Raw genomic sequence first — 25057 nt, forward strand, 5'->3', positions numbered from 1 at the left:
GTTAAAGCAGTTCAGAGGAATAGCAACACGATATGATAAGCTAAAGTGTAGCTATGAGGGTGCAGTTGCATTAGCTTGTGTATTTATTTGGCTACCTTTATCGGGTAAATTCTATACTTGAAATGTCAACAGACCCTAATCAAATTTCTTAAACCGTTCGTTATCATCCATAAATGTTTTTTCGCCAGCGGGTGCTTCGATTGAGCCAAACACCAGCTGAGCACGTAATTTCCAGTTTTTAGGAATATCAAAAGTTTTTGCAACTTCCTCATCAATCACAGGATGATAATGCTGCAATGAAGCGCCGATATGTTGCTCTGCTAATGCCGTCCATACCGCAAACTGCGCAATAGCGCTTGAATGCTCTGACCATGTTGGAAAATGATCGGCATATAAAGGAAATTGTTCTTGCAAAGATTTTACAAACTCTTGATCTTCAAAAAATAAGACAGTGCCATAACCGGCTGCAAAACCACTAATTTTTGTATCAGTTTTTTCAAAAGCGTGTTCCGGCACCATTTTACGCAATGTTTCACGGACGATATTCCAGAATTTGTCATGTGAATCACCATATAGCGTAACCACTCGCGACGTTTGTGAATTAAAAGCAGATGGGCTATTGCGCACTGCATCTTTAATAATTTCTTCGATTTTATCTTCTGGCAACGGAACATCTTTACCAATGGCGTAAATACTGCGGCGTTGTTTAATCTGATCTAAAAATGACATTGCTTCATCCTCTTGGAATTTTAATAGACATTATTAAGATCAATTATTCTTAAATTAATTCCAAGACAAGTACATGACTAAAAAGTGACATTGTGTGTGATTTATAGAACAACCTCTATGAAGTACTCTTTTAATTTCATGCCTATTTGAAAAATTAGAAAGCACCTATTAACAGGTGCTTTAAATTGTGCGTAGCATCGATTAGACCAGTATTCTAAATCGGTCTTCATCTTGTTGGGAATGTTTAAGCTCAGCATCTTGCTCAATTGAGCCAAAAACTAGTTGTGCTCGAAGCAGCCATGATGCGTCTATATTAAAATAGTCTGCAACCGCTGAATCTATACTCGGGTTATAGTGTTGCAGGCAAGCTCCAATCCCTGAATCTGCCAAGGCCGTCCATACTGCATATTGCGCCATACCTGAAGTCTGTTCCGACCAGACCGGAAAATCATCTGCATTGAATGGTATTTTCTTTTGTAATAGCTGAATGGTTTGCTGATTCTCATAAAAAAGAACCGTACCGAAACCTGCGGCGCATTGATCTATCTTCATTTCGGTGCCGGCAAAAACATGCACCGCAACCAATTTCCGCTGTACTTCTTTGACAATATTCCAAAATTTTTCGTGAGACTCACCAAATAACACCACGATTCTTGAACTTTGAGAATTTAGAGCGGATGGACAACTTCGTACCGCTTCCTGAATGAGTTCTGCCAAGTAGGCTTGACTATAGTGAACCTTTTTTCCAAGCACATAGATGCTGCGACGTTTCTTCAAATGATCCACAAAAGTGAGTTCCTGTATTTCTCCAGCAGCCCGTTTTTTAAGCTTAAAATCTTTGGTAATATCTGCCTTCAGAACATCACCAATTTTCTGCAACAACGCCACAGCAGTACTCCCCCATACGAATGCCAAAGATTTTTTAATATCCTTTGATTCTAAACGTTTCTAGGGTGCTTCTTTTGAATAAGTCTTTTTTAAATGTAGTTTTTTAAATCAGTTAATTACCCTAAAAACAATAAACTCCGCACTTGGCGGAGTTTATGTGAAACATCAAGCATTTTACTTTTCAGTTTCAAATAATGCTGCAACAAAAGATTTTGCCGAGAACGGACGTAAATCGTCGATTTTTTCACCTACACCAATAAAACGAATCGGCACATGCGTACGGCTAGCAATATTAAACAGCACACCACCCTTAGCCGTACCATCAAGTTTAGTAATGGTAAGTCCGGTTAGGCCCACGGCTTCATCAAACATTTCGACTTGATTAATCGCATTTTGCCCCGTACCTGCGTCCACCACCAACATAATTTCATGCGGTGCAGTTGCGTCAATTTTTTGCATTACGCGCTTAACTTTAGTGAGCTCTTGCATCAAGTGGCTTTTATTATGTAAACGTCCCGCGGTATCGGCAATCAAAACATCTACGCCTTTAGCGCGTGCACTTTCAAAGGCATCAAAAATAACCGAAGCACTGTCTGCGCCATGACCTTGTGCAACCACTGCAATATTATTACGGTCACCCCAAATTTGAAGCTGTTCTGTTGCTGCGGCACGGAATGTATCACCTGCTGCCAGCATCACTTTCTTACCTTCACCCTGTAAACGTTTTGCCAGTTTGCCTATGGTCGTGGTTTTCCCCACACCATTAACGCCCACCACCAAAATAACGAACGGCGCTTTATTTGGGTCAATGTGTAAAGGCTTGACACGTGGGGCAAGGATCGCCACCAGCTCTTCCTGTAAAGCTTTATACAATGAATGTGAATAGATCAAATCGCCACGTGTGGTACGTTCGGTTAAATTGGCAATAATGGTTTTCGTTGCCTCTACACCGATATCTGCAACCAGTAATTGCTCTTCAACTTCCTCTAATAATTCATCATCGATTTCTTTACCACCGATCAGAATATTCACCATGCCATCTGCAAGGTTTTTACGGGTTTTGGTTAAGCCCACTTTCATGCGGCTAAAAAAGCCACTCTTAGATGCATCATCTTGCTCAGTTTCTGTGGCTACAGGCGCAGAAACAGTTGCTTGTTCTTGTTTTGGAGTTTCAACAATAGGTACATTTACCGCAGGTAAATTCGGTAAAGTGACATCGTCATCCCCGATATCAGCATCAATCAAAAATTTATTTTGCCCATTAGATTGCTGTTGCATGCCGAATCCTTGAAAAGCATTGCGTTGAAAAACAAGGATTCTAGCATAGATTTCCTTTGCAATCCCCAGTAGACGTACAACACACCAAAAACGAACAACTCTGCCTTGCTTTCAAACAGGAATTTCTTAAAAATAATCATAAATACAATGAATCACTTTGGTAAATATTGTGCTCAAAAGTTACTTCTCACTTTTTCCAAAGCTGTCTTTTTTTACAAAACATATTTTACCTATGGGCTTTGCCTTGCTCTCACTGCAAAGTGGATGGGTTCATGCCGAGACACTCAAGTTAGCGCGCACCACATTTGAAACTACACTTAAAAATGGCTTGAAAGTGATTATTCGCGAAGATCATCGCTCCCCCATGGTCATGACACAAATTTGGTATGGCGTTGGAAGTAGTGATGAATCGGGGAATTTATTGGGAATTTCTCATGTTCTGGAACATATGATGTTTAAAGGAACCCATAAAGTTCCAAATGACGAGTTTACCCGTTTAAGCCGTATTTATGGCGGCAGTATCAATGCTTCAACCTTTACCAACTACACCAGTTATTATCAGCTTTACCCAAAAACCTATTTACCGATGGCTTTAGAGCTTGAAGCGGATCGCATGAGCAACCTGCTGCTACGGCAGCAAGATTTCGATCCGGAAATAAAAGTAGTTATGGAAGAGCGGCGCTTACGCACAGATGACAACCCAAGATCTCTTGCTTTCGAACGCTTCAAATGGATTGCATATCCCACCAGTCATTACCGACAACCTATTATTGGTTATATGAAAAACCTTCAGAACATTCAGCTTGATGATGTAAAAAAATGGTATCGCGACTGGTATACCCCGAATAATGCCATATTAATTATTGTCGGCGATGTGGATTCTGAGAATGCTTTGCTGCAAGTACAAAAGTATTTTGCGGATATCCCAGCCAGAAAAACGCCACCACGTAATGATGTTCTAGAGTTTGATCGTGTCGGTTACCGTCATATGGAACTCAACCTACCTGTACAAGTACCGAATTTATTTATGGCCTGGAATGTCCGCTCATTGGTGACCACCAAAAATCCACAAGATGTTTATGCGCTGACTATTATTAAAAATTTATTAGACAGCGGGATTTCCTCCCGACTGCAAGACCGACTGGTCCGCGATAAGAAAGTTTTAACGGCGATCAGTGTTTCTTACGACCCCTATAGTCGTGGAGACAGCTTACTCAGTATTTCCGCATTACCAGTTGATGGCGTGAGTTTGCAAGAAGCTGAAAAAGCCATTCAAATTGAAATTGACTTATTAAAAACCGAACTGATTAAACCCGAAGAAGTGGAACGTATAACGGCTAAATTCGTTTCTAATTTAGTCTATAGCCAAGACGATATTGGGGGTCAAACCAAAATGATCGGCAATCTGGAGATCAACGGTTTAAGTTTTCGTTTAATGGATGAATTGCCCAAACATTTTGAAACAATCACCCCTCAAGATATTCAGCGCGTGGCGAATATTTATTTTACCCGTGACAATCTCAGCACGTTATATCTTTCTCCCGAAAGCAAAGCACAATAATAATGGAATTTCACATGTCGAAGTTAGGTCAGATTGTTTTACTCAGCTCGGTTGTTGCTGCTCAATCTGTAATTGCCGAAGTAGATTTATATAGCATGAGCGATGCCAATCCGGCTCATTTAAGCTCAATTCCCCTTTTACAAAGCCTAAAAATCAACAATCAACCACTTCAGTTTCATGCTCCTTATGTCCATGAACTGAAAAATCGCTATAAAGTCCGCAGCCTGTTTGTAGAATCGAAAGCTTTACCCATGGTCGATATTCAACTCACCTTTAATGCGGGTGCTGCGCGGGATGAAGAGATTGCTCCAGGCTTGTATGGTATTGCCAATATGGCAGCAAAGCTGATTGATGAAGGCACAGAAAAATATACCGCAAATGACATTGCCAGTGCTTTTGAACGTGCGGGGGCTAAATTTAGCGCTCAAGCTTATCGTGATATGTTCGTTGTAAAATTAAGGGTACTATCCGATCCTAAAAAACTCGAGCCGGCTTTAGACATGATGATGGAAGTTTTAAATCATTCGACCTTTAAAAAATCCAGTATTAATTTGGTCCTGAGCAATACCCAAGTAGGTCAGAAGCAGATTCAGGAAAGTCCAAGCCGGATGATGAATGTCCAGTTTTATCGCGCTTTGTATGGAAAGCATCCCTATGCGGAACCGATTACCGGCACCCAACGCAGCATCAGCAAAATTACTCCTGTACAGCTGAAACAATTTAGTGATCAATTTCTGGTGGCACAAAATCTGAATATTGCCATTACCGGTCAGCTCAGTGCCAAAGAAGCCTTAGAACTTTCTGAACGCATTGCAGGAAATTTAAAACAGGGGCAAAAAGCCAAGCCACTGGCTCAACCCATCGACAAATCGACTTTTGATATCCGCCACATTAATTTTAATTCCAGCCAAGCACATGTGATTATGGGACATTTGGGCACTTCACGATTTGATCCAGATCGTTTAGCTTTGGAAGTTGCCAATCAGATGCTGGGTGGAAGCGGTTTTAATTCCGTCCTGATGAAAGAGCTGCGGGTTAAACGCGGATATACCTATGGAGCTTATAGTTCATTTTCATTTAGCCAGGTTCCGGGTACTTTTAGTTTGAGTTACTCAACCCGAAAAGATCAACTGCTCGACAGCATACAAGTTGCTCATCATGCTTTGGTCAATTTTGTAAAGCAACCGATTGATCAAAAACAGCTGGAAGAAACCAAAGCGGGAATGTTACGAGCTTTTCCAAATAATTATAGTAGTAATGCCAATATTAATGCCCAGTTAGGCTCAATAGGCTTTTATAACCAATCGGCTGATTATCTGAATGATTATCCAAAATTATTAGAGAAAATTACTGCACAAGATATCCAAAATGCAATCCGGAAACATCTGCATCCCGAACGCCTGACCATCATTGTGGTCAATGACAAACTCGATAAATCGGTCTTGGAAGCAGCTCTCAATCAAAATCTGCTTCCAGATGCACCCAAGCTTCCAGCGCCTTTAATCGAACAAATCCCTAAAACGATTATTACTCCACCTGCAAAGGAGGTAATTGATGTGCCCGTGTCATTTCCAATTGATGCGCCTGCATCAATTTAAAATATTGAGCATAAGGAACCTGAGGCTGCTGTATCAGGTGCAAAGCCATGGCTTGGGTATCAGAATAATTGGCCTGAGATGAAAGTTTTACAATATTTTCAAATTGTTTAACTGAAATCGGTCGATGCAACGCAATGAAGGCAAGGATTAGGATAATGGCGATAATCGTAACAATGAGCATGTTATAAACATTTTCAAGCTTTATTTTAGATTTTAATTGAACAATTTTTTGTATAGCGATATGCATAACCTACCTCGAACTCAAGGTAGTGTATGGTGCGGTAAAAATAAGTACAAGCAAATTTGCTCAATTTCAAAACACTTGTGGTAGAAATTGAGCAATTATCAATTGCCTAGCCTATTACATTTCTGATTACAGAAAAGTAAAGCACCATTGCAATAATCGCCAATACCACCGCAATTGCAAAAACCCCAACACCTCTTTCTGAATCTACTGGATGGAGTTCATCATCATCCGCAATACGCCTTAACTCGCCATTATAAACCTCATAAAACTGTTCACGTTGTTGGGGATCCAACTGACGGGTAAAATCATAAACTCTTTTGCGCTGAGCCAAACAAAAATTACCTAGGTGAATTTCTTGATGAAATATGGCTTCGTCTAAATTTTGGCGATGGCGGTGGGCCAGCTCCACTATTTGAGCTGCGGTTGGAGGTAAATCAAAATTCAAACCATCTAATGTTTTTATCATATTATTCTCCTTATATTACCGAGTTTCCGTACATCCATATTAATAAAAAATTATTTTGTACATTGTTTAATCATGTAAACTTGAATTAATGCAACATGCCCACACATATTGTTTGACAATTTAAGTCTAATGTAATATTACTTTAACAATAGCTGATTAAAGTAGTATCAAGACGAACTTAAAAGTCTGACTTAGCAATCATAATTACAATAAGGAGTTTAATATGATGCAACAACTCTCTCATCAAGATTTAGAACATGTATATGCAGATGCAGTAAACACCATTCAATCTCAAATGAATTTTGCAGATGCAGTTCAAAAACTGGAAGAAGTGGCTCGTGCTGGGCATGGTAAAGCAGCATTATTCTTGGCAGAACTTTACTATCAAGGTTTTCGTGTAGAACGTGACTCGCTAAAAGCGCAGTATTGGCAAAACTTAGCCACCATGCAAGCATAATAAAACGTCACCAAGGTGGCGTTTTTTAATGCCCATTATTTTTAAATACATACTTTCTTACATTGTTTCTCAAAGCTTACACAGAACTTTCATTTAAATTTCCTACAATAGTTCCTGAAGTCACTAGATGCTTTTGGTATGAATCGAATTAAATCTTTACAGCCTGTTCCTAAGGACTTGTTTTTTAAAATCACACTTTTAAAGTCAATGATGTACTGCGGTGTACTCTGGGGTTTATATCACCAACAAGGTTGGGCAATGATGTCTGACAATGAAAACTTTATTTTCCCCTTTTGGCTCAACAGTGTTCAAGCGCATAAATATGCCGAACTCCATTGGCCAGACTACACCCCCCGTAAAATTACACCACAGGATTTTCAAAACTTCTTATTACCGACATTAACGCGCTTAAACGTTATCCCTGCTTTGTGTAATTCTTCAAATCAGAAATTTAAATTGACCACTCAACAAATGCGTCATTTTTTCTTTTCTGAATCTTTACAACCTGCATAGTTGTTTGGACAAATTATTAAAGAGAAATGTAAAATTAAATTTATGACTCGAAAAGTATTTGCATTTTTCTCATTTCACGCTAAGTTTAATGTCAAATAACAAAAGAGAAAGGATGATAATAAATGACCAATGTAGCCCAGGTTATTCAGGACAAAATGCAACAAACTATTTTTACCATTAGTCCTGAGGCAACGGTATTTGAAGCAATTTCACTTATGGCAGATAAAGGCATTGGCGCAGTTGTGGTCACTGACCAGGATAAAGTAGTCGGTATTCTTTCCGAACGTGATTACACACGCAAGGTGATGTTGATGGAACGTACTTCTAAAGAAACTGCAGTTAGCGAAATTATGACTGCAAAAGTACTAACTGTGACCAAGTCAACCAGTGTTGAAGCTTGCTTAGATCTCATGACAGATCGTCATTTACGTCATCTTCCTGTAGTTGAAAATGACAAACTCGTCGGCTTGATCTCAATTGGAGATTTAGTCAAAGCCGTCATGGATGATCAGCGTAAATTGATTGACCAGCTTCAACAATATATTGCCAGTTAAACACTTGAAGCCAATTAAAAAAACCTCTCGGATGAGAGGTTTTTTTAAGCCTTCTAAATCTCCCTGTATTAAAGGGAAATTTTCACTCATCTCTTTATAAGCAGGAAGAAGAAAGTCCCACTTTTAAAAAAATGAAGCATATATGAAGCAAGAGGTAAGTTTATAATTAGTTCAAACCTAATTTTTCCGCCACAAAATCAGAGTCTTTATCACCACGACCGGATAAGTTTACTACTATTTTCACATCTTTCGCCATTTTTGGCGCTTCACGTATGGCCCATGCTACGGCATGTGAACTTTCTAGCGCAGGCACAATACCTTCTACACGTGACAATCTCATAAAGGCATCCAAGCATTCCTGATCAGTTGCAGTTGAGTATTCCACACGACCCAAGTCTTTCAAGAAGCTGTGCTGTGGTCCGACACCTGGATAATCCAGACCAGACGCAATTGAATGTACTGGCAGGGGTTCACCTTGCTCATCTTCAAGTACGTAACACGCCATACCATGCAGTTGACTTGGCTTACCTAAAGTCAGGGTTGCCGAATGCATATGAGTATCCAGACCATGTCCTGCAGGCTCCACACCTACAAGCTTCACATCGGGTTCATTTAAAAATGCAGTGAAAGCACCCATCGCATTTGAACCGCCACCGACACAGGCCACAATATAATCTGGATTAGAACCGAAACGGTCCTGAGTCTGCACTTTAATTTCATCGCCAATAATGGACTGGAAATCACGTACCATTTTCGGGAAAGGATGTGGACCGACGACTGAACCAATGGCATAGATAAAATTTTTCGGATCTTTAAGATATTCATCAAATGCGCTATCTACTGCATCTTTTAAGGTCGCAGTCCCGCGTGTGACTGAAATCAGGGTAGCACCCAGAATTTTCATTTTCACAACATTTGGATGTTCTTTCTCAATATCGACTTGACCCATGTGAATTTCACACGGAATACCGACTAAGGCACAGGCGGTTGCCAAGGCCACACCATGCTGCCCCGCACCGGTTTCCGCAATCACTTTAGTTTTACCCATATACTTGGCAAGTAAAGCTTCGCCTAGGCAATGGTTAATTTTGTGTGCACCCGTATGGTTTAAATCTTCACGTTTCAGGTAGATTTGCGCACCACCCAATTGATCCGACAAACGCTTGGCATAAAACAATGGACTTGGACGACCGACATAATTTGCAAACAAATCTGCCAATTCATTTTGAAATTCTGTAGTGTGACGAATTTGTTCATATGCCACATTAATTTCGTCCATCGCTTCTTTTAAATGAGGCGGAATAAATTGGCCACCATATTGTCCAAAGAAACCTTCTTCATTTGGCAATGGGATACCATTAATTTGATGAGTCATTTTTCAATTCCTACATTTATAACCAATGCGTTGAGTTTTATTCTGCTTAGCGAGCTAAATATTTCGTCATATCTTCCACACCTTTCAAGGTCATTGGATACATATGATCTTCAAAAATCTGCTTAATTTGACCAATGGTATGAGTGTAATGCCAATAACGGTCTTCTTCCGGATTAAGCCATGCAGTTTTTTCAAAATGCTGACGTAAACGCTGCAACCAGACATTGCCCGCTTCATCATTCATATATTCAACCGAACCCCCCGCCGAGCTTAGCTCATAAGGTGCCATACTGGCATCACCTACGACAATGACCCGATAGTCCCGGCCATAGGTATTGAATAAATCCCAGGTGTTCATGCGGGTGCTGGAGCGACGGATATTGTCTTTCCACACATAATCGTACAGACAATTATGAAAATAGAAATATTCTAAAGTTTTAAATTCAGTTTTGGCTGCGCTAAACAGTTTTTCACATTGCGCAATGTGTGAATCCATTGATCCGCCAACATCAAACAACATTAAAACTTTAATACGGTTACGTCGTTCTGGGACCAGTTGTACGTCCAAAATACCCTGCTTGGCCGTTTCACGAATGGTGCTATTAATATCCAGCTCTTCAGCAGCGCCTTGGCGGGCAAATTTACGCAAACGCCGTAACGCCATTTGCATTTGGCGTGTACCTAAAATCTGTTCGTCATCGAGATTTTGGTATTTACGCTGCTCCCAGACTTTGACGGCAGAACGTTTACGGCCCGGTCCACCAATACGCACACCTTCGGGATGATCGCCATACGCACCGAATGGCGATGTGCCACCGGTACCGATCATCTTGTTGCCACCCTGGTGCTTCTTGTGCTGCTCACGTAAACGCTCTTCCAGCATTTTCATCAGCTCATCAAGGGAACCGGCTTTTTTGAGTTCTTCGCGCTGTTCTGGAGTTAGGTGCTTTTCAAGCAGTTCCAGATCAAACCAGTCTTTCGGTAATTTATGCACTTGATTGAGCAAATCATCCAGATCAAATGTCGAGATGCCATCAAAGTAATCTTTCATGGCACGGTCAAACTTATCAAAGAAGCGCTCATCTTTGACCATGACGGTTTTTGCAAGTTGATAAAACTCATCCTGATCTGCAAAAACCAGACCGGAAGCAACTGCTTCATTCAGATCAATCAGTTCCCGTGTTGAAACGGGTACGTCGTAACGTCGCAAAGTATAAAACAATCGCACAAACATGCGTGTTTCTCCCTTAACGGCGTGACATAAAGGCTAAACGTTCAAGCAACTGTACATCTTGCTCATTTTTAATCAGCGCACCATAAAGTGGTGGAATTGCTTTCGATTTATCATGATTGCGCAGAACATCTTCAGGCATGTCATCTGCCATCAATAAGCTTAACCAGTCAATCAGTTCAGACGTTGATGGCGGTTTCTTTAGGCCTGGAATCTGACGCAATTTAAAGAAGACCTGCAATGCTTCATTGACCAAAGCGGTAGAGACTTGCGGAAAATGCACATCAATAATTTCGCGCATGGTCGCTTCATCAGGGAATTCAATATAATGGAAAAAACAACGGCGCAAGAATGCATCCGGTAATTCTTTCTCATTGTTTGAGGTAATAATCACGATTGGACGTTGTATCGCAGTAATAGTTTCCCCTGTTTCATAAACAAAGAACGACATTTTATCCAGCTCATGCAATAAGTCGTTTGGAAACTCGATGTCTGCCTTGTCAATTTCATCAATTAACAATACACAGCGTTCTTCACTGGTGAATGCTTCCCACAATTTTCCAGGTTTAATATAGTTTTTAATATCATAAACACGATCATCGCCCAACTGGCTATCACGCAAGCGTGAGACTGCATCGTATTCATATAACCCTTGCTGTGCTTTTGTGGTCGATTTGATGTGCCAAGTAAGCAACTTTAAACCCAAACTTTCAGCGACCTGTTCTGCAAGTAAAGTTTTACCTGTACCCGGCTCACCTTTAACCAAAAGCGGTTTTTGCAATGCGCGTGCAGCTTTTACAGCAAGTTTTAAACTATCAGTTGCAATGTACTGATCTGTACCAGAAAACTGTTGAGTATCCACAGACATAATTTAACCTTATTGTTTTACTTAAAGCGGTGAACTTTTTTTGTTAACTACAAATTTTGCTTTGTTGGCAGTGTATCTTGACCATAAATAGCCAACCACCAGACCCAGCCCTACAACAAATAAAATAAGAGAGGCATTTGACCAGACCAAAGCAGTTTCTTTGGTTAAAACGCCAAATAACAGCCCAAAAATTGCCGGGGCGATGGAAGCATTATTCCCTTCAGACACCGTAGGTGTGAGTAAAATCGCAAAGCCAATGATCCACGTGATTCCACCCAAAGGTTTAGGCAAACGTTTTGCAATCGCATACCACGCCCAAAGAATAATAATACTTCCCAATACATAAACCGTGACAGCGATGCTGTCTTCAGGAATTGAATCTAGTAGTGAAAGAAAACTATTCATTGTGCAACTCCTGAATCGACTTTAGGCACCACGCAACCCTTCTGGGGCAGCTTGATTAGGATTGATCAGACCTTCTGGCGGCACTTGAATAAAGAAACCTTTGTTTTGAATTGAATCAATCACATGCAATACATTTACACGTGCCAGTTTACGGTTCTCAGAGAGCTCTAAATCCATCACAAAAGTCGCACGACCAAATGCAACACGCATCGGTTCAGGTAAAACCTCAAGCGGACTTGCTGCCTCAGCTTCGTTTTCAGTTGGCTCAGGACGGGCAATGTAAAGATACATTTCATCTTTTTTGCTAGATTTGAAAATTGAACAATGCATAGTTGAAACAGTACTCATAAAACTTGGCTTAAGCATACAGCAAAAAAAAGACCGATACATTAGTGATTATTAACGCATCAGTCTTGATTTTGTATAAACGACAATTCTTTAATCAATCTGTTTGAAAATTATTCCATCACCTTCATTTGGGTAGACAGATATTGCTCGTCAGCATGCAGAACATCAATCAGTGGCTTGGTTAACAGATCATAACGCCAACCTAAAAGATAGGCCGGCAAATCCTGTTCGTCATTATGAAAAACCACATGTTGATACAATGCATTTAGCCATTTTTTACGCATTAACACTTCTTTCGGCACTGTGGTTTCTTCTACTACAGCATCAATGACTTTATCGACCTTTTCGCCAATATCTTTGGAGGAATGACGAATTGGACGTGCCATACGAAGTGGCCATTCTGCCTGCTCGGGCAAGAATTTCAACAAATCCAGAATGGTTTTACCGTAATCACGCACAATATTTTGACGAATGTCTTTAATACTGGATAACTGGAAAGGATTGCGTGGGTTTTTTTCCACCAAATCAATCATGGTTGAATTTTTTAATATAAAACTACGCGGATAATTCATGGCTTTAACCATCTGTTCGCGCCACACCGCCAGTTGCTGTAACTGCATCAGTTGACGGCTCGAATGTCTATAATTCCCCACATCATGGTAGAGCAATTCCAGCGGAGTTTCTTGCCCAATTTCATGGGTCAGATGACGGCAATCTTCGAGGGCAAACTCAAGTAAATTTTTCTCGGTTAATTCCTGCTGAATTTTATTGGATAGATTCATCAAATACAGTACATCATTGGCTGCGTACGTCAGCTGTTCCGGACTAAGGGGACGTGCCAGCCAGTCAGATCGCGTCTGATCCTTGTCAATATCGACATCAAGGATCTGTTTCAACGCATTTTGATAACTAACTTGCAGTCCATGCCCAAGAAAAGACAAGCCCACTTGGGTATCAAAGACATTACTTAAGCTTTTTTGCTGTGCATAGTGATAAATCAGATCGATGTCTTCACTACAAGCGTGAAAGACATTTTGATGTGCTTGAAATAATTTTTGCCAAAATGCAGACAAATCCAGACTTGTCCCATCGAGCAAAAAGATTTGACCTGCAACATTGATCTGAAATACACCTAATTTTGGCCATAGGGTATCGACTTTGATGAATTCTGTGTCTAATCCATAAATAAGGGTCTGACCCATCAAATGTAAAATATTATCTAAGTCTTTTTGTTGCTGAATAAAATGAAACATATTACCGAGTCTAAATTCAGATTCTCTTTAAAACTATATTAACCGATATATAACATTTAGATATAACAAAATTTACATCTAGTGTGCTTATTCACTCTTTTTTTACTATTTAAGTCAAAATACAAAGCACTTTTATATATTTTTTATATAAGTAAAAACTAAATTAAGATTAGGAAAACTCAAAATTTAAGCCTAGCAAAGGTGAAGAAATAAGTACCATTGCACTTATTTCATTCGCATCCGGTTATGGACAGCCTGACTCAAAGTATGGCTATCCACATATTCCAGTTCTCCTCCTTGAGGAACACCTTGAGCAATTCGGGTCATTTGTACAGGCAAATGTTTGGTTGCTTCAACCAAGTAATGTGCAGTTGCCTGACCTTCCACAGTGGCATTAGTAGCCAGAATCACTTCAGAAACATTGCCTTGACTCAAGCGCTGAATCAGATACGGAATACCGATTTCTTCAGGGCCAATCCCATCAAGTGGAGACAAATGCCCACCCAACACATGGTATTTACCGCGAAAACTGCCGCTTTGTTCAATCGCCATGACATCTGCAGGTGATTCCACCACACAGAGCAACTGATCATCGCGTTCATGTGACATGCAAATATCACACACTTCATTTTCAGTTAGTGAATGACAAAGACTACACTCGTGAATATAGGTGGTTGCTTCATTTAAGGCATTGGCCAAGCCGACTGCACCTTCTCTATTTTTCATGATCAGGTGTAATGCCATGCGCTGAGCCGATTTAGGCCCAACACTTGGCAAAATACGTAACGCTTGTACCAGCTGATCAAATCGATCACTAAACACTAAACGTATTCCTTAGAATAAGCCAGCAAGGCCTGGTGGCAAGCCCATACCTGAGTTAGCTGCTTTCATGCGTTCTTCAGAAATCGCTTCAGCTTGACGCGCAGCATCATTCATTGCAGCAGCAATTAAGTCTTCAATCATATCGGCATCGTCTTGAAGAAGTTCAGGACTGATTTCGATACGTTTTACCACGTTACGGCAAGTCATGGTCACTTTCACCAAACCGCCGCCTGCTTCAGCATGAACTTCTGTTTGAGCAAGCTCTTCTTTGGCTTTTTTCATGTTGTTTTCAACATCTTTCTGCATGCGCTGCGCTTGCTGCATCAACATATTAATGTTCATAAAATTCTCCGAACAATCATTTTCTAAATCAATGTTTATAAATTAGATTAAATCTAAACCACGACGAATGTCGCGAATAATATCATCAATATCTTCTAAACCAACAGATACACGAATTAAACCTTCATGAATACCTGCAGCTTCTTTGGCTTCTGCTGAGAGTTTACCGTGAGTTGTGGTCGCTGGGTGAGTAATTGTCGATTTCGCATCCCCTAAATTACCGGTGATAGAAATAAATTGGGTATTGTCGATGACTTTCCAAGCCCCTTCACGCCCTCCCTTTACTTCAAACGAAACAATACCACCAAAACCGGTTTGTTGTTTTGCTGCAAGTTCATGACCCACATGTGAAGTTAAACCGGCGTAATACACTTTTTCAACTTTTTCGTGGTTGTTCAAGAATTCAGCCAACTTTTGTGCACTTGCTGAGTGTTCACGCATACGTAAACGTAAAGTCTCTAAACCTTTCAAGAATACCCATGCATTAAATGGGCTCATTGATGGACCCGTGGTACGCACATAACCAAATACGTCTTCAAGCAGTTTGTGATTCCCCACCACGGCGCCGCCTAAAGCACGGCCTTGGCCATCAAGATATTTAGTCGCCGAGTAAACCACCAGGTCCGCACCAAATTTAATGGGTTGTTGCAATACTGGGGTACAGAAGCTGTTATCAATGGCGAGTAATGCACCATTGGCATGAGCAAGATCTGCCAGTGCTTGCACGTCCGCAACTTCAGCAAGCGGGTTCGAGGGAGACTCTACAAACAACAACTTGGTTTCAGGCTTGATGGCATTTTTCCATGCTTGCAAATCTGTCAAATCTACAAAATCTACAGTTACACCAAATTTAGCGACGTATTTTTCAAACAGAGATACAGTCGAACCAAATACAGCACGTGAACAGATGACATGATCGCCCAATTTCAAATAGGACATTGCCACAGCCATAATAGCTGCCATACCCGAACTGGTGGCCACAGCACGTTCCGCACCTTCCAAGGCAGCTAAACGTTTTTCAAACATTGCTACAGTTGGATTGGTGAAACGTGAATAAATATTTCCCGGTTCTTGACCCGAAAATTTAGCGGCTGCTTCTGCTGCATTTTCATAAACGAATGAAGATGTCAGGAAAATAGGCTCGCTGTGTTCACCTTCAAAACTGCGTGTATGACCTGTACGGATGGCTAAAGTATCTAATTGGTATTCAATGTCGTCTTGTTGGCTCATCTTTGTTACCCAGTCCTTGGACTGCCGTTGCTAATAATTGCCAACATTTTGAGCGCCTATGGCATTTAAGGTCAAGGTATAATGCACAAATATCGCCTACACTTCGACCAATCCACTCATATGTTAGTACCTGCAGCAATGATTCAAGTTAAAAATAAAATCGCCAAACAGAAAAGCAGGCTTAAAAACCTGTCGACCAGTTTATTTAATTCAAAGTCGCTGGTTTTATCGCAAACTACGCCCTATGAAGTCATTGCCGAATACAAACAAACCCGTGTGCGTTATTACGCCTCACCGGACCGACAATATAAAGAGCCCTTGGTCTTTATTGCACCCCTTGCCATCAACATGGCGATTTATGACTTATATCCTTATCGCTCATTGATAAAACATTTTCAAAATAGTGGTTTTGATGTCTATTTAGTTGAATGGGGCCAATACCACTATAAAGATCGCTTCCTCAATTTCATGTCATTTATTGATGATGCAATTCCACATTGCATTGAGCAAATTTGTCAGCATTCAAACAGTGATGAAATTTCACTGCATGGCTGGAGTATGTCCGGTGTATTTGTCATGCTGTATTGCGCATTACATAAACCGAACTACGTTAAAAATTTAATTGTATTGGGCAGTCCGGTAGACAGTCATGCCTCGGGCCGTACCGGGAAGCTTTTTCAAAAGGCCAATCAACTGATTGCCAAAAATAAAGCGCTGCAAAATAAAATCTATTCTGAAACTTTACCCAAATCTCTGCTCCACACTCCGGGATTACTAAATGCTTTTGGTTTTAAAATTATAGACCCGCTGGGATGGATTCAAAGTCAAAAGCAACTGCTGCTTAATCTGGATAATCCGGAAATTTTGTATGAACACGCCACCATGGGCCATTTCCTCAACCGCATGATTGATTATCCTGGCGGGGTCAATCAGGACATGATTTTTAATGTCTGGCTACAAAATCCACTCAAAAATGGCGTTATCCAATTACAAGATAACAATATCGAATTAAAGAATATCGACTGCTCTGTATTGGTGGGCGCGGGTCGTAGCGATCAGATCGTATCTGTCGAGGCGGTTAAGCCTTTAATTGAATTGACAAATAGTCAGGATGTCACGTTTACTCTTATCCCCGGTGGTCATTTAGGGCTGATGTCGAGTCGATCCAGTGCCAATGAGTTCTGGCCATTTATGACCACCTGGCTAAAACACAGATCAAGTAAAATATAAAGGACACATCATGATTCAGTCAGTTGCATTCATCGGCTTAGGTGCTATGGGTTACCGCATGGCAGCACATTTACCTCAACATTTCGACACGGTATATGTATGGAACCGTAATTTCGAAAAAGCCAAACAACATGCAACTGAATTTGGAACTCAGGCAGTCGAACTGCAACAAGCGGTTCAAGCAGACATCATTTTTTCTTGCCTGCCGACAAGCAAAGAAGTGGAAGAACTGATTACCAGTGTTAAAATTAAAGCTGGTGCGGTATGGGTCGATTGCACCAGTGGAGTGCCTGAATCTGCAAAAAATCTGGTACAGCAACTCAAATTACAAAATGTAGATTTCCTTGATGCACCGGTTAGTGGTCAAACCATTGGCGCTGAAAATGCAACTTTAACAGTGATGATTGGTGGTGAACTAAGCGCTTTCGAACAAGCCCTGCCTGCAATTAAGGCCTTTGGTAAACTGATTAAACATGTCGGTGGTCCAGGTACAGGATTTGCGGTTAAAGCAGTAAATAATATGTTATTGGCAGTAAATCTTTGTTCAGTGGCTGAAGGATTTACTGCATTGAAAGCGCATGGCGTAAACCTGAATGAAGCCCTGGATTGTATTAATGCATCCAGTGGCAAAAGCGGCGTAACGGAAACCGTTTTACCGCAACGTATTTTAAACCGCAGTTTCCCTCTGACCTTTGCCCTGCCGTTATTGGCCAAAGATACCGGGATTGCCTTAGACTTGGTTCGTGAAGCCAAACTTTCTGCGCCAGTGATTGCTTTGACCCAAAGTCTCATTCAGGCTTCTAGTGATTTAGCAGAAAAAAACAGTGACTTTTCTAGCGCTGTGAAAATGTATGAATCATGGAGTAAAATTACACTTGAGTAAAAAATCGCCATTGAATAATGACAACAAAACCTAATATTGTGATTATGTGTTATACACAATGTTCTTACAGAGGAAACTCTCATGACTAAGTTAAGTGTTGCAATTTTTGCTAGTGTTGCAACTTTTATTGGGGCAAGTGCTTTTGCAGCAACGCCAGAGCAAGAATGTCAAAAATTGAAAAATGACCATGATGTCATTTATGCATCTAAAGGGTTTTGCTTTAAAGATCCAGATGCCAAGGCGAAGTTTGGCAATGATAATTGCTATACAACTAAACCAAAATTTTCAGAAAAAGAGCAACAGCGACTTGACGCCATCAAAGATCGTCAGAAAGAATTGAACTGTAAATAATTACAGTTCAATTCACTTCCAAGGATTAGCCATGCTTTACGATGATCAAAATATTTTTGCACGAATTATTCGTAATGAACTTCCTGCAATTAAAGTCTATGAAGACGATCAAGTCCTCGCTTTTATGGACATCATGCCACAAGCTGAAGGTCACACGCTGGTTATACCTAAAACTCCGGCGATAACATTGCTTGACCTGTCACCTGAAGCTGCTGCTTATACTATTCAGATTGTGCAAAAAATTGCTCAGGCGATGGAGAAAGCACTTGAAGTCAAAGGTATTGTGCTGATGCAGCTATCTGGAGCATCAGCAGGTCAAACTGTTCCGCATGTGCATTTTCACCTCATTCCAAGTTCGGTTCATGAATTGGGTAAACATGCTTTACAGATGGGTGACCAAGAAAAAATTAAAGCCTTGGCTGAAAAAATTAAAGCCGCACTTTAATTTAAATCAATTCAAAAAAATGGAGCTTCGGCTCCATTTTTTATAAATACATAATAAAAAAGAAAGATTTAATTTAAAGATCTATCCAAATACTTCACCAAACTGTCATTTATTGTTCACTTCGCTGTCACAAACATTACAGATACTGCAAAGCAAGTTGGCGAGCTTCTGTAACTTTTGTACTTAGGCAAACTAAAAAAGTGTCAAGTCAGGCGAATGCCATTTAGAACCGTGTTTTGGAGAAATCTTAATGAAAAAATTGCTTCTCGCTGCTGTGGTAGCGACGATGGGGATGAGTACAGCACAAGCAGCACCTACTTTGTACGGTAAAGTAAATGTCAGTGTTGACAGCTATGATGATGGTAAAGATGACAAAATAGAAGTTAATTCTAACGCTTCACGTCTTGGGGTAAAGGGTGAAGAGAAACTGACAGATAAACTTGTTGCCATTTATCAGGCCGAGTGGGAAATTGATGTCGATGGCGGTGATGACGTATTTAAAAAACGTAATATTTTCGCTGGTTTAAAGTGGGAAAATCTGGGGACCCTAAAAGCCGGCATTCTGGATACGCCATTTAAAGACGCTGCGGGTGGATACCGTGATGTATTTAATGACTACGCACACGCTGACATCAAAGAAATGATGTATGGCGAAGAACGTATTGAAAACGTCATTGGTATTGAAACCGATCCTGAACTGATGGGTGGTTTAGTATTTGCGCTTCAAGCTCAACAAGGTGAGTCTACAAGCGAAACAACTAAATATGTTGATGGAGCACGTGACAGCGTTGGTGATGGTATCTCTACTTCACTTTCATATGCCAATAAAAATTTAGGCTTTGAAGGCGTAATTGCAGGAAACTTTAAATCAGTAGGCGACTTCGCTGCTGTCGGGATCTCAAATACTCCTGCTGATGCAATTCGCGTAGGCGGTTCTTTCGACTTGGGCAAGATCGGTGCGACCGGTTTATCTTTAGGTGCAATGTGGCAAACTGCTGAAATTTCAGATTACACCAATCTTCAAGCGTTCTCGGTTACACCCGCTTATGCAGGTGATTATAACAAGGTTGAAGAAAATGCATGGTTAATCTCTGCAACTTATAAACTTACAAATACGCCATGGACATTTAAAGCTCAATATCAACAAGCTGATACTGACTATGCAGTACTGGGTGGCGCATTGGGTGATAGCTCTGTAGATCAATGGGGTATTGGCGCAGATTATAAATTAAACAGCCAAACCAAGTTTTTTGCTAACGCAGTTCAGCGTGAATGGAACAACTCTCCTAAGAAAGGTAATGCTGATGAAAGTGTTTACGGTGTAGGCATGGAAGTCAAATTCTAAAACTCAGCTTCTATAATTCAGCCTCTAAAAATTTAACTTCTAATTAATGATTATCAACATGAGACTGCCTTAGGGTGGTCTTTTTATTTAAGCCAAATCTTCACAACAGCCTTAACAAGTAAAATATCTAATATCTTACTCAGCACGCTTCTATCTCCCTCGTTATTTTCTGTATTTAAAATCTGTTAATTTTAATTAAAATATAAATCAATCTCATTTAATCAATATTATTATTAATAATGCAGATTATTTTGGTCGGATTTTAAATATTAAATACAACTGTTTTGGTCGGATTTAAATAAGATATATGACTATTTTAGTAGGGATTAAAAAAATCAATACAAAGCATTCAAGTCAACTTTAAAATAATAAAAATTAGTTTATTTTTTAATATAAAAATAATACAAAGCATTGTTTTTAATATAATTAATAATATATTTTTATTTTAACTGTTTAATCTATTTATTTTTAGTTACTTTTTGTTTAATAATATCAATTATGTTTTAAAAATAGGCTTGTTTAAATGAGCTTAATACCCAAAGATTTTAATCAAAGATTAGTTCGCGAGATAACAATCATATTAATAATTAAGATTGTTCTCTTGTTGACAATTAAACAGGTCTGGTTCGATTCCCCTACTATTCCCCAAAATTTTGATTCTCAAGTTGCCGAGCATATTGCCGGCAATCCTTCCCAAATCAAGGAGACACGTTGATGATTTCTGAAAGCGTGGTCGATCTTTCGCGGTTCCAATTTGCAATGACCGCGATGTATCACTTTATTTTTGTTCCACTCACTATCGGCCTAGCTTTTATTCTTGCCATTATGGAGACCACCTATGTGATTTCCGGTAAAGAAATTTACAAGGACATGACCAAATTCTGGGGCAAACTGTTCGGTATCAACTTCGCTTTAGGGGTTACTACTGGCTTAACCATGGAATTCCAGTTTGGTACAAACTGGGCATACTATTCACACTACGTGGGTGACATTTTTGGCGCTCCACTGGCCATTGAAGGCCTGATGGCATTCTTTCTGGAATCGACTTTTATTGGTTTATTCTTCTTCGGATGGGATCGACTTTCTAAAGTTCAGCATCTGGGGGTAACCTGGCTGGTTGCTCTGGGTTCCAACATGTCGGCACTATGGATTCTGGTTGCCAATGGCTGGATGCAAAACCCGGTCGGTTCAGCATTCAACTATGAAACCATGCGCATGGAACTGATCGACTTCGGCGCGTTAATTTTCAACCCGGTTGCTCAGGTTAAATTTGTCCATACTGTTTCTGCGGGTTATGTCACTGGTGCAATCTTTGTATTGGCAATTTCAAGCTTCTACTTATTGAAAAAACGTGATGTTCCCTTTGCACGCCGTTCTTTCGCGATTGCAGCCATCTTCGGTTTAGCCTCTACATTTTCTGTGATTTTACTGGGTGATGAATCCGGTTATGAATTAGGTGATGTACAAAAAACCAAACTTGCTGCAATTGAAGCGGAATGGGATACACACCCTGCTCCAGCACCATTCACATTGTTTGGTATTCCGAATCAGGAAGAACAGCGCACTGACTACGCCATCAAGATTCCATATGTGATGGGGATTATCGCAACGCGTTCCTTAGACAAAGAAGTAACCGGTATTAAAGACTTGATGGTTCAACATGAAGTTCGGATCCGTAACGGTATGATTGCTTATGAGCAACTGGAAAAACTCCGTGCAGGTGACAAATCTCCTGAACTGAAAGCAGCATTTGAACAAACTCAAAAAGATTTGGGTTATGGCTTGCTTCTTAAAAAGTATTCTCCAAATGTCGTGGATGCTTCTGAAGAACATATTAAAGCTGCAGTAAAAGATACCATTCCAAATGTAACAGCACTATTCTTCTCGTTCCGTGCCATGGTGGCTTCAGGCTTCCTGATGTTGCTTCTGTTTATCCTTGCGACTTATGCCGTAGCAAAACGCAATGCAGAAGATAAACCCTGGTTGCTTAGATTCGCCTTATATTCACTTCCTTTACCTTGGATTGCAGCACAAACCGGTTGGTATGTGGCAGAAGGCGGCCGTCAACCTTGGACGATTGGTGAGGTTCTGCCTACACACTTGTCTACTTCTACATTAAGCACAGGTGACATTTGGGGTTCGATCATTGCACTGGCTGCATTCTATACCGTGCTTCTTATTATCGAGATGTACCTGATGATCAAGTTCACTCGTTTGGGACCAAGTTCTTTACATACTGGTAAATACCATTTTGAAAAACCAATTGCTCCAACAAAAGCAGAGCAAGACGACATTGTTCTTCCTGAAGGCATATCTGGAGAGGCTCAATCATGATGGAATATGAACTTCTCAAAATTATCTGGTGGGTATTGGTTGGCGTATTGCTGATTGGATTTGCCCTCACCGATGGTTTCGATATGGGCTCAATGGCCATTATGCCATTCGTAGGCAAAAATGATAACGAACGCCGTGCGGCAATCAATACCATTGCCCCGCACTGGGACGGTAACCAGGTTTGGTTTATTACTGCCGGTGGTGCACTGTTTGCTGCATGGCCAATGGTCTATGCCACTGCTTTCTCTGGTATGTATTGGGCACTGCTGCTTGTACTCTTCGCCTTATTCTTGCGGCCGGTCGGTTTTGACTACCGGTCTAAATTAGAAAACACCAAATGGCGTAATTCTTGGGACTGGGGTTTATCTATTGGTGGTGCAGTTCCAGCACTGGTCTTTGGTGTCGCATTCGGTAACATGTTCCTCGGTGTTCCCTTCACTTTAGATGAAACTGTACGTTCAACGTATACAGGTAGCTTCTTTGCCCTCCTTAATCCATTTGCATTGGTGTGTGGTCTAGTCAGCTTGTCTATGCTGTGTGCGCATGGAGGTGCATGGCTCATGCTCCGTACCGATGGTGACTTACGTGCACGCTCTGCCAAAGCCACTCAAATTATGGGCATGCTGTTCTTAGTTTGTTTCTTGGGTGCGGGTGCATGGTTATACTTCGGTGGAATTGAAGGTTATACCTTGGTACAGCCCTTTGATACCAATTCTGCTGCGAATCCATTAGCAAAAGAAGTACTTACCAATGGCAACCATGGCTGGATGAACAACTACTCGACTTATCCAATCACCATTCTTGCACCAGTTGCGGGAATCCTTGGCGGGATCATCGTGGTGCTTGCTGCGGGTAAAAACAAGGCTGGTTTGAGCTTTCTAGGTTCGAGTCTTGCTGTCATCGGTTCCATCCTAACTGCCGGTTTTGCATTATTCCCGTTCTTAATGCCATCTAGCCTTAATCCAGCGATCAGTCTCACCATGTGGGATGCAGTTTCAAGTAAAAACACCCTCACTGTAATGACTGTAGCTGCTTGTATTTTTGTGCCACTAATTTTGATATATACCACTTGGTGTTACTACAAAATGTGGGGTGTTATTACTAACAAACACGTTCAGGATAATTCACACAGCCTTTACTAGGCTTGTGTGCAAGGAGAATAGATATGTGGTATTTCGCTTGGATTCTTGGCATTTTAATGGCGTGTTTTGCAGGTGTGCTTAGCGCTCTTTACATCGAACATCATCAAGATTTGGATGAGGAATAGAAAATGACTGAAGTAGCAATAACAGCAGAGACCATAAAGCCGAACAAGTTTGCCATGGCCATTTCCTTTTTGTTGGCATTGCCGCTTGCAGCCGTTTTACTGATTCATCCAGCCATGATGTTAGATGCGAATGCTGAATATAGTCACCGAACCATGATGTATATCATGATCGGTATTTCAGGGGGTTTTATTCATGGCATGGGTTTTATTCCAAAGTTCTGGTTATGGAAATGGTTATTTAGCCCATTTCTGGCATGGCCACTCATGCTTTGGGGTTATTACACCTGGCTCTTCACCTAAACATTGACTGTCAAAAAGCCCTCGATTGAGGGCTTTTTGAATTTTACCAATTGTACATCGCATCAATTCTTTGTTTATCTTCAGCAGAAATATCCTCCTGCATTAAGAAGCAATCTCGGTATTTAGCATGCAAAATATGTATCCATTTTTCTTTACCACTATGTCTTAAAAGAATTTGTCCAGCCATAGTTGTTAATCCATTGGATTGTTTCATTACATCACTATATTGTTTCTCATTTAGACCAAATGTATTTCTTACTAAAGAATGTTTACCAGTATGAACAATCGAGTTTAAGTGCGTAAGTGAATAAAATTTAAATTCTTTAAACTGTAGTGCTATAGGTCTAATTTCTTCAATATTTTTTAATTTTTCTATCATTTCAGAGACCATTGGCAGTTTTTCATTTTTAAATTGCTCCGCAATGCTTGTGGTTTGAAATTTCAGAATTTGATTATTTGTCGCACTCAAAAGCAACCAATATGCACGGACAGTAGACTCAAATTGCACTCTAAACAATGCAAGTGCTGAAGTATACAATTCAGTTTCTAAAAGTGTTTTTACAGCAATTCCATGTTCTATGGATATTTCGCAACATTGATAAACCAAATCAAGTCTTAACCCACCATCAACTAACTCGGAACTATCTAATTGTTTGTTTAATTCTTCAATCATCATTAATGATTTTTTATACAGATTCATTTTTCCCTCTCACAAAAAAGCGAGATTATCATCTCGC

Annotated in this window: 29 protein-coding genes and 1 pseudogene; 16 read left to right on the forward strand and 14 right to left on the reverse strand. The window is 40.4% G+C overall.

The annotated features are described in order from the left end of the window. Positions 1-121, forward strand: a pseudogene (locus ACKI4H_RS02565) (IS5/IS1182 family transposase); the annotation flags it as partial. A 14-nt stretch (positions 122-135) separates the two neighbouring features. On the opposite strand, the gene ACKI4H_RS02570 reads toward ACKI4H_RS02565, so the two are convergent. From ACKI4H_RS02570 to ftsY, 3 genes are all read right to left on the reverse strand, one after another. Then, positions 136-729 carry a nitroreductase family protein gene (locus ACKI4H_RS02570; RefSeq protein WP_407303677.1) on the reverse strand — a complete coding sequence of 198 codons (594 nt, stop codon included), beginning with the start codon at positions 727-729 and terminating at the stop codon, positions 136-138. Between the two features lie 201 nt (positions 730-930). Next, positions 931-1617 carry a nitroreductase family protein gene (locus ACKI4H_RS02575; protein ID WP_407303732.1) on the reverse strand — a complete coding sequence of 229 codons (687 nt, stop codon included), beginning with the start codon at positions 1615-1617 and terminating at the stop codon, positions 931-933. 174 nt (positions 1618-1791) lie between these two features. Next, positions 1792-2895 carry a signal recognition particle-docking protein FtsY gene (gene ftsY, locus ACKI4H_RS02580; RefSeq protein ID WP_407303679.1) on the reverse strand — a complete coding sequence of 368 codons (1104 nt, stop codon included), beginning with the start codon at positions 2893-2895 and terminating at the stop codon, positions 1792-1794. A gap of 232 nt (positions 2896-3127) precedes the next feature. Between ftsY and ACKI4H_RS02585 the strand changes: the two genes are divergently transcribed. Further along, positions 3128-4456 carry a M16 family metallopeptidase gene (locus ACKI4H_RS02585; protein WP_407303733.1) on the forward strand — a complete coding sequence of 443 codons (1329 nt, stop codon included), beginning with the start codon at positions 3128-3130 and terminating at the stop codon, positions 4454-4456. A gap of 14 nt (positions 4457-4470) precedes the next feature. Continuing rightward, positions 4471-6054 carry an insulinase family protein gene (locus tag ACKI4H_RS02590; protein ID WP_407303680.1) on the forward strand — a complete coding sequence of 528 codons (1584 nt, stop codon included), beginning with the start codon at positions 4471-4473 and terminating at the stop codon, positions 6052-6054. A gap of 353 nt (positions 6055-6407) precedes the next feature. On the opposite strand, the gene ACKI4H_RS02595 is transcribed toward ACKI4H_RS02590, so the two are convergent. Further along, a complete protein-coding gene (locus ACKI4H_RS02595; RefSeq protein WP_407303682.1) occupies positions 6408-6767 on the reverse strand; it encodes a hypothetical protein in 360 nt (119 codons plus the stop codon). 223 nt (positions 6768-6990) lie between these two features. Between ACKI4H_RS02595 and ACKI4H_RS02600 the strand changes: the two genes are divergently transcribed. From ACKI4H_RS02600 to ACKI4H_RS02610, 3 genes are all read left to right on the forward strand, one after another. Continuing rightward, a complete protein-coding gene (locus ACKI4H_RS02600; RefSeq protein ID WP_407303684.1) occupies positions 6991-7224 on the forward strand; it encodes a hypothetical protein in 234 nt (77 codons plus the stop codon). A gap of 138 nt (positions 7225-7362) precedes the next feature. After that, the gene (locus tag ACKI4H_RS02605; protein ID WP_407303685.1) at positions 7363-7737 is read left to right on the forward strand and encodes a DUF2750 domain-containing protein; all 375 of its coding nucleotides are present in this window, start codon (positions 7363-7365) and stop codon (positions 7735-7737) included. 122 nt (positions 7738-7859) lie between these two features. After that, positions 7860-8291: a CBS domain-containing protein gene (locus ACKI4H_RS02610; protein WP_407303687.1), complete on the forward strand. Its 432-nt coding sequence runs from the start codon at positions 7860-7862 to the stop codon at positions 8289-8291. Positions 8292-8457: 166 nt separating this feature from the next. Here the strand turns inward: ACKI4H_RS02610 and trpB are convergent, their stop codons facing one another. From trpB to ACKI4H_RS02655, 9 genes are all read right to left on the reverse strand, one after another. Beyond that, positions 8458-9666 carry a tryptophan synthase subunit beta gene (gene trpB / locus ACKI4H_RS02615; protein ID WP_407303689.1) on the reverse strand — a complete coding sequence of 403 codons (1209 nt, stop codon included), beginning with the start codon at positions 9664-9666 and terminating at the stop codon, positions 8458-8460. Between the two features lie 46 nt (positions 9667-9712). Continuing rightward, positions 9713-10900, reverse strand: a complete 1188-nt coding sequence (locus tag ACKI4H_RS02620) for a vWA domain-containing protein (RefSeq protein ID WP_407303691.1) — start codon at positions 10898-10900, stop codon at positions 9713-9715. Positions 10901-10913: 13 nt separating this feature from the next. Further along, positions 10914-11765, reverse strand: a complete 852-nt coding sequence (locus ACKI4H_RS02625) for an AAA family ATPase (RefSeq protein WP_407303693.1) — start codon at positions 11763-11765, stop codon at positions 10914-10916. Between the two features lie 21 nt (positions 11766-11786). After that, positions 11787-12170: a hypothetical protein gene (locus ACKI4H_RS02630; protein ID WP_407303695.1), complete on the reverse strand. Its 384-nt coding sequence runs from the start codon at positions 12168-12170 to the stop codon at positions 11787-11789. 21 nt (positions 12171-12191) lie between these two features. Next, complete coding sequence (locus tag ACKI4H_RS02635; RefSeq protein ID WP_407303735.1) at positions 12192-12500, reverse strand: YcgL domain-containing protein; 309 nt, start codon at positions 12498-12500, stop codon at positions 12192-12194. 128 nt (positions 12501-12628) lie between these two features. Then, positions 12629-13771, reverse strand: coding sequence for a ribonuclease D (locus ACKI4H_RS02640; protein WP_407303696.1), 1143 nt, complete (start codon positions 13769-13771; stop codon positions 12629-12631). 225 nt (positions 13772-13996) lie between these two features. After that, positions 13997-14593 carry a recombination mediator RecR gene (gene recR / locus ACKI4H_RS02645; RefSeq protein ID WP_407303698.1) on the reverse strand — a complete coding sequence of 199 codons (597 nt, stop codon included), beginning with the start codon at positions 14591-14593 and terminating at the stop codon, positions 13997-13999. A gap of 12 nt (positions 14594-14605) precedes the next feature. Continuing rightward, positions 14606-14935, reverse strand: coding sequence for a YbaB/EbfC family nucleoid-associated protein (locus ACKI4H_RS02650; protein WP_131384380.1), 330 nt, complete (start codon positions 14933-14935; stop codon positions 14606-14608). 42 nt (positions 14936-14977) lie between these two features. Next, positions 14978-16165 (reverse strand): O-succinylhomoserine sulfhydrylase, encoded by a 1188-nt coding sequence (locus tag ACKI4H_RS02655; protein ID WP_407303699.1) that lies wholly within the window; start codon positions 16163-16165, stop codon positions 14978-14980. A gap of 138 nt (positions 16166-16303) precedes the next feature. Here ACKI4H_RS02655 and ACKI4H_RS02660 point away from each other — a divergent pair, with 138 nt between their 5' ends. The 10 genes from ACKI4H_RS02660 (at position 16304) to ACKI4H_RS02705 (ending at position 24320) form a co-directional block, all read left to right on the forward strand. Beyond that, positions 16304-17395 (forward strand): alpha/beta fold hydrolase, encoded by a 1092-nt coding sequence (locus ACKI4H_RS02660; protein WP_407303736.1) that lies wholly within the window; start codon positions 16304-16306, stop codon positions 17393-17395. Positions 17396-17405: 10 nt separating this feature from the next. Continuing rightward, on the forward strand, positions 17406-18278 hold the full coding sequence (locus ACKI4H_RS02665) for an NAD(P)-dependent oxidoreductase (RefSeq protein WP_407303701.1): 873 nt from the start codon (positions 17406-17408) through the stop codon (positions 18276-18278). Positions 18279-18359: 81 nt separating this feature from the next. Further along, positions 18360-18629 (forward strand): YARHG domain-containing protein, encoded by a 270-nt coding sequence (locus ACKI4H_RS02670; RefSeq protein WP_067724748.1) that lies wholly within the window; start codon positions 18360-18362, stop codon positions 18627-18629. A gap of 31 nt (positions 18630-18660) precedes the next feature. Next, complete coding sequence (locus ACKI4H_RS02675) at positions 18661-19074, forward strand: HIT family protein (RefSeq protein WP_407303703.1); 414 nt, start codon at positions 18661-18663, stop codon at positions 19072-19074. A gap of 250 nt (positions 19075-19324) precedes the next feature. Then, the gene (locus tag ACKI4H_RS02680; protein WP_407303704.1) at positions 19325-20419 is read left to right on the forward strand and encodes a porin; all 1095 of its coding nucleotides are present in this window, start codon (positions 19325-19327) and stop codon (positions 20417-20419) included. 523 nt (positions 20420-20942) lie between these two features. Next, entirely contained in the window at positions 20943-21134 is a 192-nt protein-coding gene (cydP, locus tag ACKI4H_RS02685; protein ID WP_407303707.1) for a cytochrome oxidase putative small subunit CydP, read from the forward strand. Next, positions 21134-22753, forward strand: coding sequence for a cytochrome ubiquinol oxidase subunit I (locus tag ACKI4H_RS02690; RefSeq protein ID WP_407303709.1), 1620 nt, complete (start codon positions 21134-21136; stop codon positions 22751-22753). Before cydP ends, ACKI4H_RS02690 begins: the two co-directional genes overlap by 1 nt. Beyond that, positions 22750-23895: a cytochrome d ubiquinol oxidase subunit II gene (gene cydB / locus ACKI4H_RS02695; protein ID WP_407303710.1), complete on the forward strand. Its 1146-nt coding sequence runs from the start codon at positions 22750-22752 to the stop codon at positions 23893-23895. The genes ACKI4H_RS02690 and cydB overlap by 4 nt, the downstream gene beginning before the upstream one ends. Positions 23896-23918: 23 nt before the next feature. After that, entirely contained in the window at positions 23919-24020 is a 102-nt protein-coding gene (gene cydX / locus ACKI4H_RS02700; protein WP_002120988.1) for a cytochrome bd-I oxidase subunit CydX, read from the forward strand. A gap of 3 nt (positions 24021-24023) precedes the next feature. Continuing rightward, positions 24024-24320, forward strand: coding sequence for a cyd operon YbgE family protein (locus ACKI4H_RS02705; RefSeq protein WP_407303713.1), 297 nt, complete (start codon positions 24024-24026; stop codon positions 24318-24320). Between the two features lie 43 nt (positions 24321-24363). Here the strand turns inward: ACKI4H_RS02705 and ACKI4H_RS02710 are convergent, their stop codons facing one another. Then, a complete protein-coding gene (locus ACKI4H_RS02710) occupies positions 24364-25020 on the reverse strand; it encodes a DUF6988 family protein (protein WP_407303714.1) in 657 nt (218 codons plus the stop codon). Positions 25021-25057: the final 37 nt, after the last annotated feature.

Source organism: Acinetobacter sp., assembly GCF_045628685.1.
In the GTDB taxonomy this organism is placed as follows: Bacteria; Pseudomonadota; Gammaproteobacteria; order Pseudomonadales; family Moraxellaceae; genus Acinetobacter.

Excerpts from the sequence above, each read along its gene's own strand:
- ACKI4H_RS02570 (WP_407303677.1), bottom strand. The coding sequence starts at position 729 with ATGTCATTTTTAGATCAGATTAAACAACGCCGCAGTATTTACGCCATT.
- ftsY (WP_407303679.1), bottom strand. The coding sequence starts at position 2,895 with ATGCAACAGCAATCTAATGGGCAAAATAAATTTTTGATTGATGCTGAT.
- ACKI4H_RS02585 (WP_407303733.1), top strand. The coding sequence starts at position 3,128 with ATGGGCTTTGCCTTGCTCTCACTGCAAAGTGGATGGGTTCATGCCGAG.
- ACKI4H_RS02590 (WP_407303680.1), top strand. The coding sequence starts at position 4,471 with ATGTCGAAGTTAGGTCAGATTGTTTTACTCAGCTCGGTTGTTGCTGCT.
- ACKI4H_RS02595 (WP_407303682.1), bottom strand. The coding sequence starts at position 6,767 with ATGATAAAAACATTAGATGGTTTGAATTTTGATTTACCTCCAACCGCA.
- ACKI4H_RS02600 (WP_407303684.1), top strand. The coding sequence starts at position 6,991 with ATGATGCAACAACTCTCTCATCAAGATTTAGAACATGTATATGCAGAT.
- ACKI4H_RS02605 (WP_407303685.1), top strand. The coding sequence starts at position 7,363 with ATGAATCGAATTAAATCTTTACAGCCTGTTCCTAAGGACTTGTTTTTT.
- ACKI4H_RS02610 (WP_407303687.1), top strand. The coding sequence starts at position 7,860 with ATGACCAATGTAGCCCAGGTTATTCAGGACAAAATGCAACAAACTATT.
- trpB (WP_407303689.1), bottom strand. The coding sequence starts at position 9,666 with ATGACTCATCAAATTAATGGTATCCCATTGCCAAATGAAGAAGGTTTC.
- ACKI4H_RS02620 (WP_407303691.1), bottom strand. The coding sequence starts at position 10,900 with ATGTTTGTGCGATTGTTTTATACTTTGCGACGTTACGACGTACCCGTT.
- ACKI4H_RS02625 (WP_407303693.1), bottom strand. The coding sequence starts at position 11,765 with ATGTCTGTGGATACTCAACAGTTTTCTGGTACAGATCAGTACATTGCA.
- ACKI4H_RS02630 (WP_407303695.1), bottom strand. The coding sequence starts at position 12,170 with ATGAATAGTTTTCTTTCACTACTAGATTCAATTCCTGAAGACAGCATC.
- ACKI4H_RS02635 (WP_407303735.1), bottom strand. The coding sequence starts at position 12,500 with ATGCATTGTTCAATTTTCAAATCTAGCAAAAAAGATGAAATGTATCTT.
- ACKI4H_RS02640 (WP_407303696.1), bottom strand. The coding sequence starts at position 13,771 with ATGTTTCATTTTATTCAGCAACAAAAAGACTTAGATAATATTTTACAT.
- ACKI4H_RS02650 (WP_131384380.1), bottom strand. The coding sequence starts at position 14,935 with ATGAACATTAATATGTTGATGCAGCAAGCGCAGCGCATGCAGAAAGAT.
- ACKI4H_RS02655 (WP_407303699.1), bottom strand. The coding sequence starts at position 16,165 with ATGAGCCAACAAGACGACATTGAATACCAATTAGATACTTTAGCCATC.
- ACKI4H_RS02660 (WP_407303736.1), top strand. The coding sequence starts at position 16,304 with ATGATTCAAGTTAAAAATAAAATCGCCAAACAGAAAAGCAGGCTTAAA.
- ACKI4H_RS02665 (WP_407303701.1), top strand. The coding sequence starts at position 17,406 with ATGATTCAGTCAGTTGCATTCATCGGCTTAGGTGCTATGGGTTACCGC.
- ACKI4H_RS02670 (WP_067724748.1), top strand. The coding sequence starts at position 18,360 with ATGACTAAGTTAAGTGTTGCAATTTTTGCTAGTGTTGCAACTTTTATT.
- ACKI4H_RS02675 (WP_407303703.1), top strand. The coding sequence starts at position 18,661 with ATGCTTTACGATGATCAAAATATTTTTGCACGAATTATTCGTAATGAA.
- ACKI4H_RS02680 (WP_407303704.1), top strand. The coding sequence starts at position 19,325 with ATGAAAAAATTGCTTCTCGCTGCTGTGGTAGCGACGATGGGGATGAGT.
- cydP (WP_407303707.1), top strand. The coding sequence starts at position 20,943 with ATGAGCTTAATACCCAAAGATTTTAATCAAAGATTAGTTCGCGAGATA.
- ACKI4H_RS02690 (WP_407303709.1), top strand. The coding sequence starts at position 21,134 with ATGATTTCTGAAAGCGTGGTCGATCTTTCGCGGTTCCAATTTGCAATG.
- cydB (WP_407303710.1), top strand. The coding sequence starts at position 22,750 with ATGATGGAATATGAACTTCTCAAAATTATCTGGTGGGTATTGGTTGGC.
- cydX (WP_002120988.1), top strand. The coding sequence starts at position 23,919 with ATGTGGTATTTCGCTTGGATTCTTGGCATTTTAATGGCGTGTTTTGCA.
- ACKI4H_RS02705 (WP_407303713.1), top strand. The coding sequence starts at position 24,024 with ATGACTGAAGTAGCAATAACAGCAGAGACCATAAAGCCGAACAAGTTT.
- ACKI4H_RS02710 (WP_407303714.1), bottom strand. The coding sequence starts at position 25,020 with ATGAATCTGTATAAAAAATCATTAATGATGATTGAAGAATTAAACAAA.